Origin of the sequence: Meridianimarinicoccus aquatilis (assembly GCF_004358675.1) — a bacterium.
GTDB lineage: Bacteria > Pseudomonadota > Alphaproteobacteria > Rhodobacterales > Rhodobacteraceae > Meridianimarinicoccus > Meridianimarinicoccus aquatilis.
Window position 1 is genome coordinate 63,578 of the sequence record NZ_SMZO01000009.1, and the last position, 17,114, is coordinate 80,691.

Annotated in this window: 13 protein-coding genes; 5 read left to right on the plus strand and 8 right to left on the minus strand. The window is 57.0% G+C overall.

The features are described from left to right. Positions 1-2: 2 nt before the first annotated feature. The 8 genes from modC to E2L05_RS05750 all read right to left on the minus strand — a co-directional run bounded on the left by modC (position 3) and on the right by E2L05_RS05750 (position 10,858). Positions 3-1,097 carry a molybdenum ABC transporter ATP-binding protein gene (gene modC, locus E2L05_RS05715; RefSeq protein ID WP_133341936.1) on the minus strand — a complete coding sequence of 365 codons (1,095 nt, stop codon included), beginning with the start codon at positions 1,095-1,097 and terminating at the stop codon, positions 3-5. Further along, positions 1,094-1,792: a molybdate ABC transporter permease subunit gene (modB, locus tag E2L05_RS05720; RefSeq protein WP_133341937.1), complete on the minus strand. Its 699-nt coding sequence runs from the start codon at positions 1,790-1,792 to the stop codon at positions 1,094-1,096. The genes modC and modB overlap by 4 nt, the downstream gene beginning before the upstream one ends. A 6-nt stretch (positions 1,793-1,798) precedes the next feature. Beyond that, complete coding sequence (modA, locus tag E2L05_RS05725) at positions 1,799-2,584, minus strand: molybdate ABC transporter substrate-binding protein (RefSeq protein WP_133341938.1); 786 nt, start codon at positions 2,582-2,584, stop codon at positions 1,799-1,801. Between the two features lie 94 nt (positions 2,585-2,678). After that, the gene (locus E2L05_RS05730) at positions 2,679-3,392 is read right to left on the minus strand and encodes a DUF1194 domain-containing protein (RefSeq protein ID WP_133341939.1); all 714 of its coding nucleotides are present in this window, start codon (positions 3,390-3,392) and stop codon (positions 2,679-2,681) included. Between the two features lie 91 nt (positions 3,393-3,483). Then, positions 3,484-6,525, minus strand: a complete 3,042-nt coding sequence (locus tag E2L05_RS05735; protein WP_133341940.1) for an efflux RND transporter permease subunit — start codon at positions 6,523-6,525, stop codon at positions 3,484-3,486. A 1-nt stretch (position 6,526) separates the two neighbouring features. Further along, the gene (locus E2L05_RS05740; RefSeq protein ID WP_165971697.1) at positions 6,527-7,642 is read right to left on the minus strand and encodes an efflux RND transporter periplasmic adaptor subunit; all 1,116 of its coding nucleotides are present in this window, start codon (positions 7,640-7,642) and stop codon (positions 6,527-6,529) included. Between the two features lie 495 nt (positions 7,643-8,137). Continuing rightward, positions 8,138-9,931: an ABC transporter ATP-binding protein gene (locus E2L05_RS05745; RefSeq protein ID WP_133341942.1), complete on the minus strand. Its 1,794-nt coding sequence runs from the start codon at positions 9,929-9,931 to the stop codon at positions 8,138-8,140. A gap of 177 nt (positions 9,932-10,108) precedes the next feature. Then, positions 10,109-10,858, minus strand: a complete 750-nt coding sequence (locus tag E2L05_RS05750) for a hypothetical protein (protein WP_133341943.1) — start codon at positions 10,856-10,858, stop codon at positions 10,109-10,111. 286 nt (positions 10,859-11,144) lie between these two features. Here E2L05_RS05750 and E2L05_RS05755 point away from each other — a divergent pair, with 286 nt between their 5' ends. The 5 genes from E2L05_RS05755 (at position 11,145) to E2L05_RS05775 (ending at position 17,112) form a co-directional block, all read left to right on the plus strand. After that, positions 11,145-12,443, plus strand: a complete 1,299-nt coding sequence (locus E2L05_RS05755; RefSeq protein ID WP_133341944.1) for a hypothetical protein — start codon at positions 11,145-11,147, stop codon at positions 12,441-12,443. A gap of 175 nt (positions 12,444-12,618) precedes the next feature. Next, positions 12,619-14,070, plus strand: a complete 1,452-nt coding sequence (locus E2L05_RS05760) for a UbiA family prenyltransferase (RefSeq protein ID WP_165971698.1) — start codon at positions 12,619-12,621, stop codon at positions 14,068-14,070. Further along, positions 14,067-15,386 (plus strand): FAD-binding oxidoreductase, encoded by a 1,320-nt coding sequence (locus tag E2L05_RS05765; RefSeq protein ID WP_133341946.1) that lies wholly within the window; start codon positions 14,067-14,069, stop codon positions 15,384-15,386. The genes E2L05_RS05760 and E2L05_RS05765 overlap by 4 nt, the downstream gene beginning before the upstream one ends. Further along, positions 15,383-16,156, plus strand: coding sequence for an SDR family NAD(P)-dependent oxidoreductase (locus E2L05_RS05770; RefSeq protein WP_133341947.1), 774 nt, complete (start codon positions 15,383-15,385; stop codon positions 16,154-16,156). Before E2L05_RS05765 ends, E2L05_RS05770 begins: the two co-directional genes overlap by 4 nt. A 26-nt stretch (positions 16,157-16,182) precedes the next feature. After that, positions 16,183-17,112, plus strand: coding sequence for an NAD-dependent epimerase/dehydratase family protein (locus E2L05_RS05775; protein WP_133341948.1), 930 nt, complete (start codon positions 16,183-16,185; stop codon positions 17,110-17,112). Positions 17,113-17,114 lie beyond the last annotated feature (2 nt).

The window sequence follows — 17,114 nt, forward strand, 5'->3', positions numbered from 1 at the left end:
GTCTAAACCCCTTGCGATCCGACGTCCCAGCGCGCGACCGACATGGACTTGACGACCGCATAGCATTGAAGGCCCGGCGTCAGGTCAAGCGCTGTTGCGGACCTGCGGGTGATGCGCGCCAACAAACGGTCATCGCCTGAACCAAGCTGTACAACGATCCCCGGGCCGGCCCCGCCGCGCAAAGCGATGATTTCCACCGGTAAGATGTTCAGGGCCGAGATGTTTTTGGGTGGTTCGCGTGCAATCATCACGTCCTGTGCTTCGACGCGCACACGGATCATGCTGCCGAGTGTGGCATCGATTTGGGGAAGAAACACCTCACCGGCGCTGACAGTGATGCGGGTAAGCCCATCGCTGTCATGCCCTGCCACGCGGCCGATCAGGATCGCGCCAGCCTCGCGCACGCCAAGCGCCCGCACCGCCGACGGGTCTGACAGCACATCGGCCACCGGCCCGCACCGCACCAGTGACCCGCCATGCAGCACAGCGACGCTGGTCGCCAGCCGGGCCACTTCTGCGACCGAATGGCTGACATATAAAATGGGCAGTTGCGCTTCGTCGCGAATGCGTTCGAGATAGGGCAGAATCTGCGCCTTTCGCGTATCATCCAGCGCGGCCAAAGGTTCGTCCATCAACAGCAGGCGGGGGTCCGACAGCAATGCGCGGCCGATGGCGACGCGCTGCTTCTCGCCCCCAGACAGTGCAGTCGGGCGACGTTCCAGCAGTTTGCCAAGCCCAAGCATATCGACAATATGATCGATCTCTGGCCCGCGGGTCCCGCGCTTGGCGAACCAGCGACCATACAAAAGGTTTCCTCGGACGCTGAGATGGGGAAAAATACGGCCCTCTTGAAAGACATACCCGACGCGGCGGCGGTGGGGCGGTTCAAACACCCCGCGCTGCGTGTCGGTCAGAACTTCGCCGTCTATGACGATCCGCCCCGCCTCGGGTCTGAGCAGCCCGGCGACGGCGTTGACGACCGTGGTTTTGCCTGCCCCGGACCGACCAAACAGGGCGGTTACCCCTCCGGGCGTGTGCATGTCCACAGCCAGCCGAAAGGCCCCTTGCTTGTGGCGCAGGGCGATTTCGACACTCATGCGCCCGATATCCGCCGCGCCATGCGAGTGGCCAGGCCTTCGGACAAGAGCAAAGCGCCCATCGCGATGATGACCGAAATCACGACCAGCCGCAGCGCCGCGCTTTCGCCGCCGGGCACTTGCAGGAAGGTATAGATCGCCGTGGGCAGTGTGCGCGTCTCGCCGGGGATGTTGGATACGAAGGTGATGGTTGCGCCGAACTCTCCCATCGCTTTGGCGAACGCCAAAACTGCGCCTGCCAGCACACCGGGCAGGATCAGGGGTAAAGTCACGGTCAAAAACACCCAAGGTCCGGATGCGCCCAGCGTGCCAGCGGCTTGTTCCAGTTTGGGGTCGACGGCTTCAATCGACAGACGGATCGCGCGCACCATCAACGGGAAGGCCATCACAGCGGCGGCTAGCGCCGCGCCGGTCCAGCGAAAGGCCAGCACGATACCGAACCAGTCCTGCAAGGCGGCCCCAACCGGGCCTTGTGTGCCGAAGGTCAAAAGCAACAGATACCCGGTGACAACGGGCGGCATGATCAGCGGCAGATGCACCAGCCCGTTCAAGATTTGTTTGCCAGGAAAATCGCGCCGCGCCAGCACCCACGCCACAGCGATGCCAAAAGGCAGGCTCAGTCCCGTGGCCCATAGCGCCACGCGCAGCGACAAGGCGACGGCCTGCCATTCCTCTGGACCGAGCCACCCCGCCATGATCCCCTAGTTCCCCGGCACTTGGAACCCGCGCTGCGCAAAGACGGTGCGTGCAGGGCCGGATTGCAGGAAGTTCAGAAAGGCCAGCGCAGGTGCCGGGTCTGGTTGGTTGATGGCCGCAGCGGGATACCGGATTGCCGGGTGCAGAGTTTCCGGGAATGTGCCGATCATGTGCACGCGCGGTTCGGCTTGGGCATCTGTGGCGTACACGATCCCCAGGGGGGCCGCACCGCTGGCCACCAGTGCCAATGCGGTGCGCACATTGTCGGTTTGGGCCACATGCGGGGCAAGGTCCGCCCAAAGGCCCAGTTTCGTCAAAGCTGTCTTGCCGTAAATCCCGGCGGGGACTGCATCGACCAAGGCCATGGCCAACCGCCCCCCCGCCAGCAAGTTTATCAGGTCAAGCTCGGGCCCAATCGATTGCGCAGGGATTGATGGGTCATGCGCGATCAGGGCCAGCGTGTTCCCGACCAGATCGCGGCGCGTGCCGCCGACAATCAACGCATCTTGTTCCAGAACATCCATCCAATCGGCGTTGGCCGAGATGAACACATCGGCGGGTGCGCCTTGCTGGATTTGCCGCGCCAGAACCGAACTTCCCGCCAACGAGACTTTCAACGCACCGCCGGTCGCTTCGGTCCAAAGGGGGGTGAGATCCTGCATCACACCTGTCAGGCTGGCGGCAGCATAGACAAGGATGGTGTCATTGGCCCGTGCAGCGTTCGCAAAGATCGCCAGCGCCAAAACCGCCAGACTGGCGCGGATCAAAGGGCTGAACGAGCGGGCACGCATTGATGTATCCTGAATTGCGAATGTTTCATTACGTATCGCAAAGCGTGGGCTGCAAAGACAAGCGTTATTTCCCGCAGGACATAACGAGGGCGCTTTATCGAAGCCGCGTGCCTGTTTCTGGCGCTAACATGCCCAATCCGGGCACATTCGTCTCGCGGATCAGCTTGCGTTTCATCGCGCGCTCAAAGTCGTCAAAGTCCGTGGCTGTTTCGACAAAGGCAAATGGGCCGCGAATGACTTCGGTTTCATAATACTGTTTCAGGCCTTCCATATTGCCGCCAATGGCCAACCCGTTGACGGTCACATCATCGAAGGGGAAGTGCGCGTAAGCTGTCTTGGGGCCAAAGCCTGCATTGTTGCGCCCATCGCCAGAGACGTCCACAGTCTTTCGCTCGCACGGGGGGGCGTCGGCCAGCATTGTCGAGGCGTGCCCCAACGCATAGCCAAGGGCCGTTGGAAAATTGGCATGGCGGCGGGTGCTTTCGGCTATCGCGGCAGCCGCGTCGGTGATGTCTTCGGAACTGCGCAGGGCACGCCAGTCAATCATGGTGGATTGCTGATACCGGCCGGACCATTCGAATACTTGAAGCGCGACATAGTATCCGGGATCGGACAAGATCGCAGCCTGAACTTCGGGGGAGGCCAGCGCCGCTGCCAACCCATTGCGTTGCAGACTGTCCTCACGAGCGTCGACGGACGACGAAACGTCCAGTGCCAGTACAAGCGCGAGCCGACATGCCGCCGAAGCTGTGACCGGAAGGCAGCCTGCAATCAGGGCGGCGGCAAGACAATTGAACACTAGGCGCATGACCCAAGCATTGGTCGAACAACGCTGCAGGTCAACACTCGGGTTCGCACCGCAAGCGGGACGCCTGCGGTGCGCGTGTTTGTCATGCGGTTTACGCGGCTTTTGTTCCCGGGATCAGCGTGCGGTAGAATACCGGTGCCGCGATCAACGTCAGGACAGATGCAAACGCTAGACCCCCCATGATCGTGACCGCCATGGACGCAAAGAACGCATCGCTGAGCAGGGGGATCATGCCCAAGATCGTCGTTGCCGCCGCCAGAACGACAGGCCGCAGTCGCGACACTGACGCATTGACGATTGCAGCATCCGGGTCACCGCCTTCGGCCCGTCGCAAGTCAATCTCTTCGACCAGAACGATGCCGTTCTTGATCAACATCCCAGACAAGCTGAGAAGCCCAAGAAGCGCTGTGAAGGAAAACGGCAGCCCGGTTCCCAAAAGCCCCAATGCAACGCCGTTGACCGACATTGGCACCAAGAGCCAGATCACCAAAGGTTGACGCAGCTTGCCAAACAGCAGGACTGAGATCAGAACCATCACGATCAGGGACAGCGGCAGTTGCTTGCCAAGGCTTTCCTGTGCCTCGCTGGAATTTTCGTACTCGCCCCCCCATTGAAGCTCGTAGCCGACGGGTAGGTCTATCGCTTCGATTTCAGCTCTGACTTCGGCAAAGGCTTCGGCCGGGGTGACGCCATCGACAGCACCGGCCTGCACCGTGATCGTGGCGCTTCGGTCACGGCGGTGGATCAGCGTATCGCGTACGCGAAGATCGAATCCATCCATGACCTGACTGAGCGGGACATAGGTTTGTGCAGGGTCAGACCAAACGATCTGATCCAAAAGCGCGCCGACCTGTTCGCGTTCCATCTCTGGGGTGCGAATGTAGATCGGTATCAACCTGTCGCCTTCCCGGTATGTTCCGGCCCGTACGCCATCAGTTGCCAGTAGCAGCGAGGCGGCCACATCTTCGCGGGCCACGCCCAAGGCCTGTGCCCGGTCTGTTGCATAGACCGGCTGCACCGTGATCTCGCGTTCGCGCCAATTGGTTCGAACATGGGTGAGCTGATCTGTGTGGTCCCGGAAGATTGCTTCGGCTTGGGCTGCGAGCCTGCGCAACTCGTCGGCATCCTTGCCGCTGAAACGTGCCTCAACATCCGCGCCGCCGCCGGGGCCAAAGACGATGCGCGAAATCCTGACTTCTGCGTCGGTCACGGCTTCATCCAGAAATGCTTGTAAATCTGCACTGAGCGACGGGATATCTTCCTTTGTGGCCGTGCGGATCAAAAACTGCCCGTAAGATGAGTTTGGCTGTTCCGGGTTATAGGGCAGCATGTAACGGGCTAGCCCTTGGCCTATCGTGGCGGTTACCGCCTGCACATCGTCCCGGTCGAGCAACCATGCTTCAATTTCGGCCATGCCCTCTGCTGTCGCGCGAATGTCTGTCCCTTCGGCGGCCTTGTAATCAAGATAGAAGATCGGTGTGTTCGAGTTCGGGAAAAATTGCTGTTTGACCATCCCAAAGGCGGCATAACAGGCCACCGTTATGCCGAGCAAAGCGGGGATCACCAGCCAGCGAAATTTGAGTGCGGCCCGCAGAATCCCCGCATAGCCGCGGAACACGACGCCGCCATATGCATCGTCGGTGTTACCTTCGGCGCCGACGCGAAAGAAATAGTGCGCGAGTAGCGGGGTTACCGTCACAGCCAAGATCCATGACAGAAGCAGCGACAGACCGATCACCGCAAACAGTGAGAACAGGAATTCACCTGTCGCATCGGGGGAAAGGCCAATCCCGGCAAACGCCATGATCCCGATGATTGTCGCGCCCAGCAATGGAATCTGCGTCTTGCCCGCGACATCATCAGCGGCGGCGTCGCCCGGTGTGCCGCGCTGCATTTCCACCTGCATGCCTTCGGCGACCACGATGGCGTTATCCACCAGCATCCCCATGGCAATGATCAATGCACCAAGGCTGATCCGTTCCATTTCGATCCCGAAAACAGCCATGAAAAAGAAGGTCGCGATCACCGTCAAAAGCAGCGTGACACCAACCACGATTGCGGCGCGCCAACCCATTGCCAGCGCCAGAATGACGATCACGATAGCCACGGACATGGCAAGCGACACCAGAAACGCGTTGGAGGCTTCTTCGACAACCACGTGCTGCTCGTAGATCGGGGATAGCTCTACACCCAGTGGAATTTGTGCTTCGAGTTCCGCCAGTTTCGCATCTATCCGTTTGCCAACATCGACAATGTTTTCGGAACTGAGGCCGGACACGCCAAGTGTGAATGCCTCGTGCCCGTCATGGCGCAAGATGTGATCTGGATCGTCTATGCGTGCCCGCTGCACGTTGGCGAAATCTGACAGGTTCAGGATTTCTGCACCAACACCAAGGGTGAGCCCCGCGATACGGTCCACGGTGTTATAGCCTTGCGGCGCTTCGATTTGCGCATTGCGTGGTCCAACAGTAACGCTGCCTGCGTCGGACAGGGTGTCTGCGTTTGAAACCGCCTCAATGATGGCGGCCGGGGGAATTCCGGTGTTCAAGAGTTGTCTGCGCACGGGTTCGACAAAGATCGCTTCTTCGGGAAGGCCATCAACAGACACAGCCGCCACACCATCCACGGTCAAAAGTTCACGTCGCAGGAAAGTCGCAATGTCGTGGATTTCGGCATCGCTGTAGCCCGGCGTCGCCACCGCGTAGAGGATTCCGTACACGTCGCCGAAATCGTCGTTCACGATGGACGTTGACGCGCCCGGCGGGAGGCTGCTTTGTGCATCGCCAACACGGTTGCGCAGTTCATCCCAGATTTGTGGTAACTCATCGCCGTCATAGGTCGTTTTGATTTCAACAGTGATTTGTGACACGCCGGGTCTGTTGCGTGATGAAATCGTGTCGATCTGGCCCATTTGCTGGATCGCGGATTCAAGGGGCTCGCTGACTTCTGTGGCCACTTCTTCTGCGGTCGCGCCGGGGTAGGGGGTGATGACAAGCGCGGTTTTGATGGTAAAGGCGGGATCTTCCAATCGGCCAACCGACGAAAACCCCCAAAGACCGCCAAGAAGGCAAAAAAGGATCAGCAACCACGTGTAAAGAGGCTGCCGGATCGAAAAGCTTGCGATACCGTTCATTTTAGTTGCCTTCCCGGTATCCTGTGAAGCGACGCACGGTTTGTCCTTCGCTCAACAGATGGGCCCCGGCTGACACGATCTCCATTCCGGGTTGCAACGCTTCGCCCGGCGCAATGCCCAAATCAGCGCCTTCGCGGGTCTGGATGGTGACAGGGATCGCGCGGACCGTGCCGCTTTGGGCGCCGGCGGGTTCAAAAATCATGACTTGTGTTGCGCGTTCTGGCGTATGGATCATGGCGGTGACTGGCACCACAAGTGTGCTGTTTTCGCTTGTCGGCAACGAGGCTTCAACCGTCGCGGTACGGCCGGGCAGGGCGGTGAACCCCTCCAGGTTCGGAATGGCAAGATCGACGGCATAGCTTTGCGAAACGCCGCGCGTTTCTGCCGTGTATTCCGCGATCGTCAGTGGAATATCGACAAACCCTTCGCCAAGGTCTGCGGTGAACGTAAGTCCATCCAAGCGCCCGGCGCTGCGGAACAATCGTTCCGGGACGTCGATTTCAACGCGGGGCTGTGACATATCATGGAGCCGCAGAACCGGGGTGCCCTGAGCGACTGTCGTGTAGTTCGCTACAAGCCGCTGAGCGACCAGCCCGTCAAACGATGCGTTGAGCGTGGCATCATCCCGCGCGTCCCGCGCTTCACGCAGGGCCAATTTCGACAGATCCAACGCCGTTTGTACTTCGTCAAACCGCGCCTCCGAGGCGACATTCGATTCCGTCAGTTTCTGGACACGGTCGAAATCGCGCTGCGCTTGCGTCAGGTTCAATTCTGCCCGCGAAACGGCCCTTTCGAACGGTTCCAGATCCAATTGCGCCAGCAGATCACCTTCGGACACGGTTTGACCGTTGAGCACAGGCAATTGGACGAGCTGCCCGCCCACCTGAAACGCCAGATCAACTGTCTGGCGCGCCACGACCTGCCCATAGAATTGCCTTTGAACCGAGCTGTGCGGCGGCTCAACGGTGACCAGACGGACGGGCCGCAGAATGGCTTCTGGTTCCGGCTCCTGCGCGGGGAGCGTGCCAACGAGGCCAAGCCCCAGAGCGAGCGCGGTGGCAGTAAGAGCGATGAAGCCGCCTCGCATCAGGCGGGCAGGGCGTGAGGGGTGCGACATGTCATTCCTCGGATCAGGATGCAGAATGATATCCGATATGTGCGGCTTACAGCGCGGGTCAACCGTAAACTGAACTGAGCGGTTCATTTTCCATGGACAGAGGTGGATCAGACCACAGTCTGCCGTGCCATCGTCGGCGCAGTTGGACAGTTCCTGGCACGCGGTGTCAAAAAAGCAGCAACGCTGCGTCGTGAGAAGGTGGGCCGGTCACCAAGGCATGTCCCATATCTGCGGGCCGCCGTTTTTCGATTTGGGGTGATCGTGAATGTGACCTGATCATTTGCCACATAAAACAAACTGTGACGAAGCGATCATGACCGACGGTCGTGAAGACGCAAGTTGCATCACCTCGGTTGCGGCCCGCCCGGTTGGGGTATTCAACAGTTTCCGAACACCGCGCGCGGGGCATCAGGGCACACGGCCATAGGATCATGGCAGATGCCATCTTGGTGCCCTGCGCTTGTCTGAACCCGCCCCGGAAGGACGCGGCAAAAGCTAGTGATACTCGCCTTTCTGGGTCGAATACATACCGTGATACAGCCCGCCGATGTCCAGCAATTCTTGGTGTGTCCCGCTTTCAACAGCGCGACCTTGGTCCAGAACATAGATACGATCTGCGTCTGATATGGCGGACAGTCGGTGTGCCACGATGATTGTTGTTTTGCCTTCGGCAAGACGGGCAAGCGCGCGCTTCACACGTTCTTCGGTGCGCTGATCCAAGGCCGATGTCGCCTCATCCAGCAGCAAGATCGGGGCCTTCCGGAGGAACGCGCGAGCAATCGCGATCCGCTGTTTCTGACCACCCGACAACTGAGCGCCTTTTGGACCCAAGGGCATGTCGCCGCGTGACCTGATCAGGTCCGCGATCTCGGCGGCTTCTGCGGCTTCCCAGATTTCTTCATCGGTCGATTGCGGGCGGACATACTTGATGTTCTCCCACAGCGATGCGTTGAAGATCACGATATCCTGAGCCACGACTGAGAAAGACTCGCGCAGGTTAGAGATCCGGATGTCTTGAATATTGGTGCCGCCAATTGTGATTTTACCGGACTCGATTTCATACAGGCGGCTGATAAGACTGAGGATCGTCGTTTTTCCCGATCCGGTCGCGCCGACAATTGCGGTGCGTTCACCGGCCCTGAATTCCATCGATAACTTGTCGAAGAGGGGCGATTCTGGCGAATAGGCAAAGGTAACGTCAGAAAGAAGGATTTCGCCGGTGGTGTCGAAAGATTCCAGCGGCTTTTCAACATCTGTGATCGTCGGTTTAATGCGGTTCATGCCATTCACACCGTCCAACAGGATCAGGCTTGCCTGCAGTTGGGTGAAAAATTTAGCCAAGTTCCGCAGTGGATCGAAGACCATGACCAGGCCGATCAGGAAGGCGATGATTGCAGCGCCATCGATATCGTAGCTTGGGCTGATCGCCATGTAGCCGCCGAACCCAATCACCAGCGCATAGGCGAAGGCCGATGCGATATCGATGGCCGGCATAACAGTCGCCTGAGCGGCTTGCAGTCGGATCGCAAGCGCACGAATTTCAGAGGTTGATCGTAACAACCGCTCTTCTTCGAACCTCTCTTGATTCGAAATTTTCACCGTGCGCATACCGTTCACGGTTTCTTCAAGTGTGTTCATATATGCGCCAAGCGCGTTTTCTGCGCTGCGCTGAACCATCTTGATATTGTGAGAAACGAACTGCAGGATCAGAATGATTGCGGGCGCGATTACCAGGGCGCTCGCGAAAAGCACCGGCGCTTTGTAAATCAGATAGCCTGAAACGATGATCACGGTCACAAAATCGCGGACTGCGTTGACCGTTGCCTGGCCGACAAAAGAACTTAGACCCTCGGCCTGACTTACCAGTCGCAGGATTGTTTCACCTGGGCTGGTGCGGTCGAAATACGATAGGTCGAACGTCATCATGTGTTCGATCAGGTCGCGCCTCATTTCCATTACGGCGCTTGCTGCAAGCCATGTTGAGAGCCGGGGAACGACATAAGACGTCACGGCGCGCACTGTAAAAAGGCCGAACACGATTGCGCACACTTGAATGAGATCAGTGATCACGCCCTCATCAAAAATGACCCTGAGACCACTTTCAGTGAGTGACAGAAACTGCTGATAGGCGACGCCCTGAACAAGAATCAGGCCAAGCACGATAAGCAGCCATGGCGTGCGCTGCACTAGATAGTTGTTCCAAAACCACCTTATGTTCACGAGGTCTTGCGGCGTGAAGAACGGCAGTTTTGATTCGTTCTTTTTTCGGTCGAAGAGGCGAATTTTCATAAGCCGTGTGTCACACCTGCCGCGCAAATTGTCGAGAGGTTAGAGCCGTACCCACGGTGACCAATTGCCGGTGACGCCCCATTGCAACAGCACCGGCGGCACGAAGGCCACCGGTGTCCTATTTCGCAAACTGATTAGATGACAGTTAGACTTGGTGATGTCGAACTGCGCTTGGGATCAGCTTTCCTTGCGTCGCCCGTGTTGGCGCAATCCGGCCAAGGCTGCTGTGCCTGCCAAGAGAAAAGCGATGCTTGTTGGCAGCGGTACTGCGCTCGGTGGGTTCGACATGCCGGGTGTGCTTAGCCCGAAGCCCGCATCATCAATCCCGAAGCCATCGTTCAGACGATCGTGAGAGAACGTCAGCGTCAATTCGTCGATTGCCGTTTCGAAGCTGAGCATGATCATGTCCACGGCTCCGTTGGGGCGTTTCTCGGACACGGACATGATGCTTTCGCCACCAGCAGTCAGCAAGAAGTCGGCGCCGGTATCTGCGATGTCGCTGAGCGTAAAGAAAATCCGGTCAAACAATCCAAATCCCGAAATCGTCCAGTCGACGCCAGATGTGTCGTTGCTGTCGAGGAAATTAGACCCACCAGTTGTGGTGTTGATACGCCCGTAAACTGGTTTGTCGCGGACGTACAGATCGCTACCGGTATTGCCGCTGGTATGGGTTACTGTGCCGCCCGATCCGGTCCCGCCGATTGTGCTGAATACGCCGACCGACGTGCGCAGCGCGCCCGACAATTCACCAGCGCTGAAAACTTCAAAATCCTCAACTGTGCTGCTGTACAGGCTGCTGATTTGAGCATCTCTGACGCCGCGATCAAACGTCTGGATGTCCGCTGCAGGCAACGTAGCCGCTGCGGCGGGCAGGATAGCCGCACACGACAATGCAATTCCGGTCGCAAAAGGCTTAAGGGCAAACATAACACTCTCCACTCGGTAACTCGCCCTTAGGTAGGCATGACAGGCCGCAGGGTCAAAGAAACCCTAAGGAATTGGTTAACCGCGGCGCTGCAGGATCTGGACCCGATCCGCGCCGAAAGTGGGCTGAAGGCGGCTGTCAACTTTTGCTCATGTCGACGCTTGCGAGGCTGGCGGCGGACGAGAACGCTCACGAGGCAAGAGTTTCTGAAAGCCGAACGCATGTTTGGGCTTGTGCAATACTTCGCAGCTTGGTTGCATCGCAAGGATCGCAACAAGGAAGTTCCTGATGTTCCGTTTCTTTTTTCGTATTGTCCTTCTCGCCTGTTTAGTGGGGCCGTTTGTTTTCGGTTGGGCAGCGTTGCAGCCGGACCCAATCTTGCCGACATCAGCGACGATGAACCCGAAAATGGCGGTTCAGGCGCGAGGGTTTGCAAAACGTGTGCGGGATGCAATGGAGGCGCCGCCGACGCAGGACGGTTTGGTGCACATTTCTGCAAGTCAGGCCGAATTGAACAGTGGGATCGCCGCAGCATCGCGGCTGGTGCGGCCATTACGCGGCATGAGCGTTGTCGATGAAAACGGCGTTCGCGTTCTTGTTTCAGGGCAAATTCCGAAACTGGCAGATCTCGGATGGGTCAATTTTACGGCGCAGGTGGCGCCTTCCGCAGAAGGACTGGAGATTACCGAGATCAAACTTGGCCGGATGACATTGCCGCCGGGTCTTACTGTCGCCGCGTTGCGTGGTGTTTTGAACTTGGCTGGTCCCGGTGAGGTCGGGTCGGTGTTGTTGGGGAGTATCGAAAGTCTGAGCACCGAGTCAGGCAAGGTCGTTCTTACACTTGATGGCGGTGCGGCAGGCGGGCCGCCAATGTTTGACAAAATCAAAGATGGGTTTCGGCAGATCGCCGGAATGAGCAGCGCCGATGCGGTCTCGGCGCATTATGATGCCATGTCAGACGCTGGTCGACAGGGCCAGTTGCCGGCAAGCGGCTCTAGCTTGCCATGGATCCGGTTTACGCTCGCTCGTGTTGCGGAGGCCGAGCATGAAACTACTGCCGACATGCGCAGCGATCTTGATGCAGCGTTTCTCGCTCTGGGTGCCCATTGCGGCGATCGCCGCGCGCTAGAGGCTGTGGTTGGAGAATTGTCGTCACCTCAGGTTCAATCGCCTTGCGCGGGGACTCAATTATTAGGCCGAAACGATTTGCGACAGCACTTTACTTTATCTGCCGCGTTGGCTGCGGCTGGCGGTGCAGGCGCCTCATTCGGGATGGGTGAAGTCAAGGAGTTGCTCGATGCAGGAAAGTCGGGCGGGTCGGGATATTCCTTTGACGACATAGCGATGGACCGCGCCGGGATTGCCCTGATTGAACGCGCTTCAGGTGGATCGCCTGACGCTCTCGCCGCCTTGGTTGCGAAGATAAAGCGCGAAGGCGATGTGGCGCCCGCAATTTCTGGCCTGCCATCACAGATGTCGGAAGCAGAGTTTGAAGCACGCTTCGGCGGTGTCGATACGCCTGCATATCAGGCGCAAATTGCTGAAATCGACGCGCGGATTGATGCTTTGGCGGTCCATTTGCCCTAGCGAGTTTGCTTTCCCGTTTTGACTTGGTTGCGGGCAGATGGGGCTTGTTTGGCGCTGCTGTGACTGTTGCGGATTTGCACGAAGTCATAAGTGCGCGGAATTGCAGACTGTATGAGCCCCATAATTGCTTTATCGTTACGACTGCTGACAAATAGTCGAATATGGAGTCAATCGCTTGAGCGGAAAGAAAGATGTACCCGCTGTTCCCTTGATTGTTGACCTCGACGGCACTCTTACACGGACCGACACGACCTATGAGCTTCTGATCCTGTTTCTCAAGAAGTTCCCCCTGACAGGTTGGCTGCGCGTTTTGCTTTGGCGAAAGCGCGGTTTGGCAAAAATGAAGGCTCAACTTGTCGCCCATGTCGGCGAGCGTTTCGACGAAACAACGCTTCCTTATACGACCGCTTTGTTGGAAAGCCCGGTTTACGCCGAAGCAGAGCATAGGGTTCTAGTGTCTGGGGCTCAGCGTGATGTGGTTGAGAACGTCGCGAAGCATGTTGGCGACTTCGAGTCCTTTGTTGGAACGGGCGAAGGTCGAAACCTCACATCACGCACAAAAGCCGACTATCTGGTTGCAACCTATCCGGACGGGTTTGACTATATCGGAAACAGCTCTGAAGACCTCAGCGTGTGGAAGAAAGCGCGTAAATCTTATGCCGTAAACGCCACGTCGTCTGTGTTGGAAAAGGCCAAGTCCGAAAACATCTCGCTTGAAGTTCTTGTGCCGCGATTTCCGCAAAGGGCCTCGTTTATAAAAGAGATGCGGTTGCATCAGTGGGCGAAGAATACACTGCTGTTTGTCGTTCCGGCGCTGAACTTGGCCGCACTTACACCTTTAGCAATTTTGGGTTTGCTTGGGATATTTGTTGCGTTTGGCCTTGTGGCCAGCGCGACCTATGTCTTGAACGATCTTCTTGATCTTCAGGAAGATCGAAAACACCACAGCAAATCAAAGCGTCCGCTGGCGGCCGGGGTGCTGGACGTAAAAAATGGTATCATTGGAACAGTGGGTTTGTTTGTCATTGGGATGGCACTCGCCCTTTTGATCAATCCGGGTGTTTCACTTCTTATTCTCATCTATGCCGCAGTTTCCCTGAGCTATTCGCTTTATTTCAAGCGGCTTGTCATTTTGGATGCGATTGTCTTGGCGTTTCTGTTTTGCTGGCGAATTCTTGTCGGCGGTGTCGTGATCGGCCAATCCGCGAATGAGTGGTTCATGACGGCTGTAGGCGCATTTTTTCTGAGCCTTGCCTTCGGCAAACGGTGTATTGAACTGGAGCGTCGGCGCACCATCGACGCAAAGGGCCCGGACGTTCAAATGCTTGGCCGCGGATATGTGGGTCGCGACCTTCCTGTGGTCATGTCTTTGGGGATTGTTTCCGGGTTGATCGCCCCGGTAATTGTGCTGATCTATGTGTTCCTCTCAGGGTCTTCCATTGTAAATCACATAACGAGTGCCTCGGCGCTTGCAGTTCTTCTGTGCTATTGGATCAGCCGCTTCTGGATTTTGGTCAACCGCGGTGCGGTCCACGATGACCCAATAATATTTGCGTTGAAAGACAAAGTGAGCTTCATCCTGCTGGTGGCGATGGCCGTCATCCTGGTGGTGGAGCAAGCGACATGAGCGTGGAAAGTTGGGGACGCGCATTTGGATACGATTGCACAGTCGATGAGCCGGACCGGCTTTCGGGCGTCAATTTAGTCGCCTCATCCTCTCGGGGAACTGCCATTCATGGTTGCGGTCGGTCCTATGGCGATGTTGCGCTTAACGACGGTGGACGGATCTTGCGCACGAGGCATCTAGATCGGTTCATTTCAGCGGACTGGGAAACTGGGCTCATCCGGGCTGAGGCGGGAATGAGCCTTGGGGAGTTATTGGCGGTCGCGGTGCCCAAAGGGTGGTTTTTGCCTGTCACGCCCGGAAGCAAATTCGTGAGTTTGGGCGGCGCAGTGGCCAATGACGTACATGGAAAAAACCACCACAAAGTTGGCAGCTTCGGAGCGTTCGTAACAGATTTAGGGCTTCTAAGAAGCGATTCCGGACGACACACCTTGAGCAAGAATAACAACCCGGACCTATTTTCCCTGACTATTGGAGGGCTGGGTCTGACGGGATTTATTGAATGGGTTGGTTTGCAGCTGGTTCCGATCGTCAGCCCGATGATGGACGTTGAGAACATTCCATTCGCCAATCTTTCCGAGTTTTTCGACTTGAGCGGACAAAGTGAGGAATGGCCTTTTGCTGTGGCCTGGATTGATTGCTTTGCGAAGGGCGACGGGCTTGGCCGCGGGATTTTCACGCGCGGGCGGCATTCGACACGGCCCGCAAAGCTCGTTGCGCATCCGGAAAAGCCGGGCCTTTCGTGGCCCGGTGAAACGCCGGGATGGGTGTTGAACAAGTTTTCGATCAAGGCGTTCAATGCGCTTTATCGCCGACGGTCGGGCGCAAGGTTCTGCGGGCAGCAGCATTACAACTCGTTTTTCTATCCATTGGATGGAATTGCAGGCTGGAACAAGCTTTACGGGCCGCGCGGGTTCTATCAGCATCAGTCGATAATTCCGCCGGAGGCGGCACAAGAAGGCGTGACGGAACAGCTTCGGGCTATTGAGGCCGCAGGGCAGGGGTCGTTTCTTGTGGTGTTAAAGAGTTATGGCACCGAGACATCCCCAGGTGTAATGTCTTTTGGCCGTGAGGGCGTTAGCCTCGCCCTTGATTTTGCGAACCGCGGCGCACGCACGCAAAGGTTGCTTCGGCGTCTGGATGATATTGCCTTGGCAGCGGGGGGCCGCATGTACCCGGCAAAAGATGGTCACATGCTCCCCAGAACATACCAAACCAGCTTTCCGGCGTGGCAGGATCTTGAGGCCGCACGTGACCCGGCCCTGATGAGTTCCTTCTGGCGCCGCGTCACCGAAACAGGAGCCAAGAGCACGGCATGACATCGAAGAACAAAAATTACGGGCTTGTCGTGTTGGGCGCGACGTCTTCTATCGCAGAAGCTTATATACGGCTGGTCGCGAAGGAACGCGGCTCCAATTTGACGCTATTTATCGTAGGGCGGAACGCGGAAGCGTTGGAGTCCATTGCTGCCGACGTTACCGCGCGGGGCGCAGGGAATGTTGTCACACGGGCGTGCGATTTGGCAGACATTGATGACCCCGCCACTTTGGTGGCGGCGGCGACAGGCGAACTTGGCACAATCGACGAGGTTTTGATTGCCTACGGATCTTTGCCAGACCAGTCCAAAACCCAAACTGATCCAGCCGAGTTGGAAAAGGCATTTCAGGTCAACTTCACAAGCACGGCGATTTGGCTGCAAGCGTTTGCCAATGTTATGACTGAGCAGAAATTTGGGCGGCTTGCTGTTATCGGCTCGGTTGCGGGGGATCGGGGACGTATGTCAAACTATGCTTACGGTGCAGCGAAAGGGGGCTTGGAGCGGTTTGTTCAAGGGCTTCAACACGCTCTTGCTGCCTATCCGAATGTGTCAGCGACCCTTATAAAGCCTGGGTTTGTCGCGACGCCAATGACCGCACATATCGAAGGTCGGGGTGGCCCACTTTGGGCAAGTCCAGAACGTATCGCCGCGGACATAGACAAAGCAGTCAAGCGGCGGAAACTGAGCGTCTATGCGCCATGGTTCTGGTGGGGAGTCATGACGATCATTCGCTCGCTTCCAGCAGCAATTCTGCATAAGACCAAGCTTTAATGGGTGCCAGTTTGACGGAGAAGAAGATGAAAATTGTGCTCACTGGGGCGGCGGGGCTGATTGGGCAAAATTTGACGGTCCTGATGAAAGATCGCAGCGATATCGAAGTATTGGCAATTGACAAGCACCCGGAAAATTGCGCGATCTATCGCGAGTTACACCCCGAAGTTAAACTCATAGAAGCGGACTTGGCGGTACCCGGCGAATGGGCGAAGTCGTTTGACGGAGCTGATCTGCTGATCCTTAATCATGCTCAAATTGGCGCATTGACCGAAGAACCGTTTGTCGCAAATAACGTGACGGCAACAGAGCACGTTTTGGACGCTGCTGAAAAAGCAGGAATCCAGAAGATCATCCATATTAGCTCTTCAGTAGTAAATTCAATCGCCGACGACTTCTATACACGGTCAAAGACTGCACAGGAAAAGATGGTACTTGCCCGCGGCATTCCAACTGTCGTCCTGCGGCCCACGCTGATGTTCGGTTTGTTTGATCGAAAACATTTGGGCTGGCTGGCCCGCTTTATGCAGCGCAAGCCAGTGTTCCCGGTGCCGGGAAGCGGCGAATACATCCGTCAACCGCTCTTTGCCAGAGATTTTTGCAACGTGATTATGTCATGCGTAGATAATTTTCGTCCGGGTCAGATTTTCGATATCTCGGGCCAAGAGAAAATTACATACATTGATTTGGTGACCGCCTTAAAAGAAGCTTGCGGTGCAAAGGCCAAGATCATCCGTATTCCCTATGTTGTATTCTGGTGGTTGCTCCGCATCTATGCGATTCTAGACAAGAATCCACCATTCACGACCCGGCAACTTGAAGCTTTGGTTATCCCCGAAGAATTCGAAATTATTGATTGGCCCGGCATCTTCAACGTTCCTTCAACAACGACGGCCGATGCGTTACATCAAACATACAATGATCCGAAATATAGCTCGGTCACTCTGGAGTTCTGACA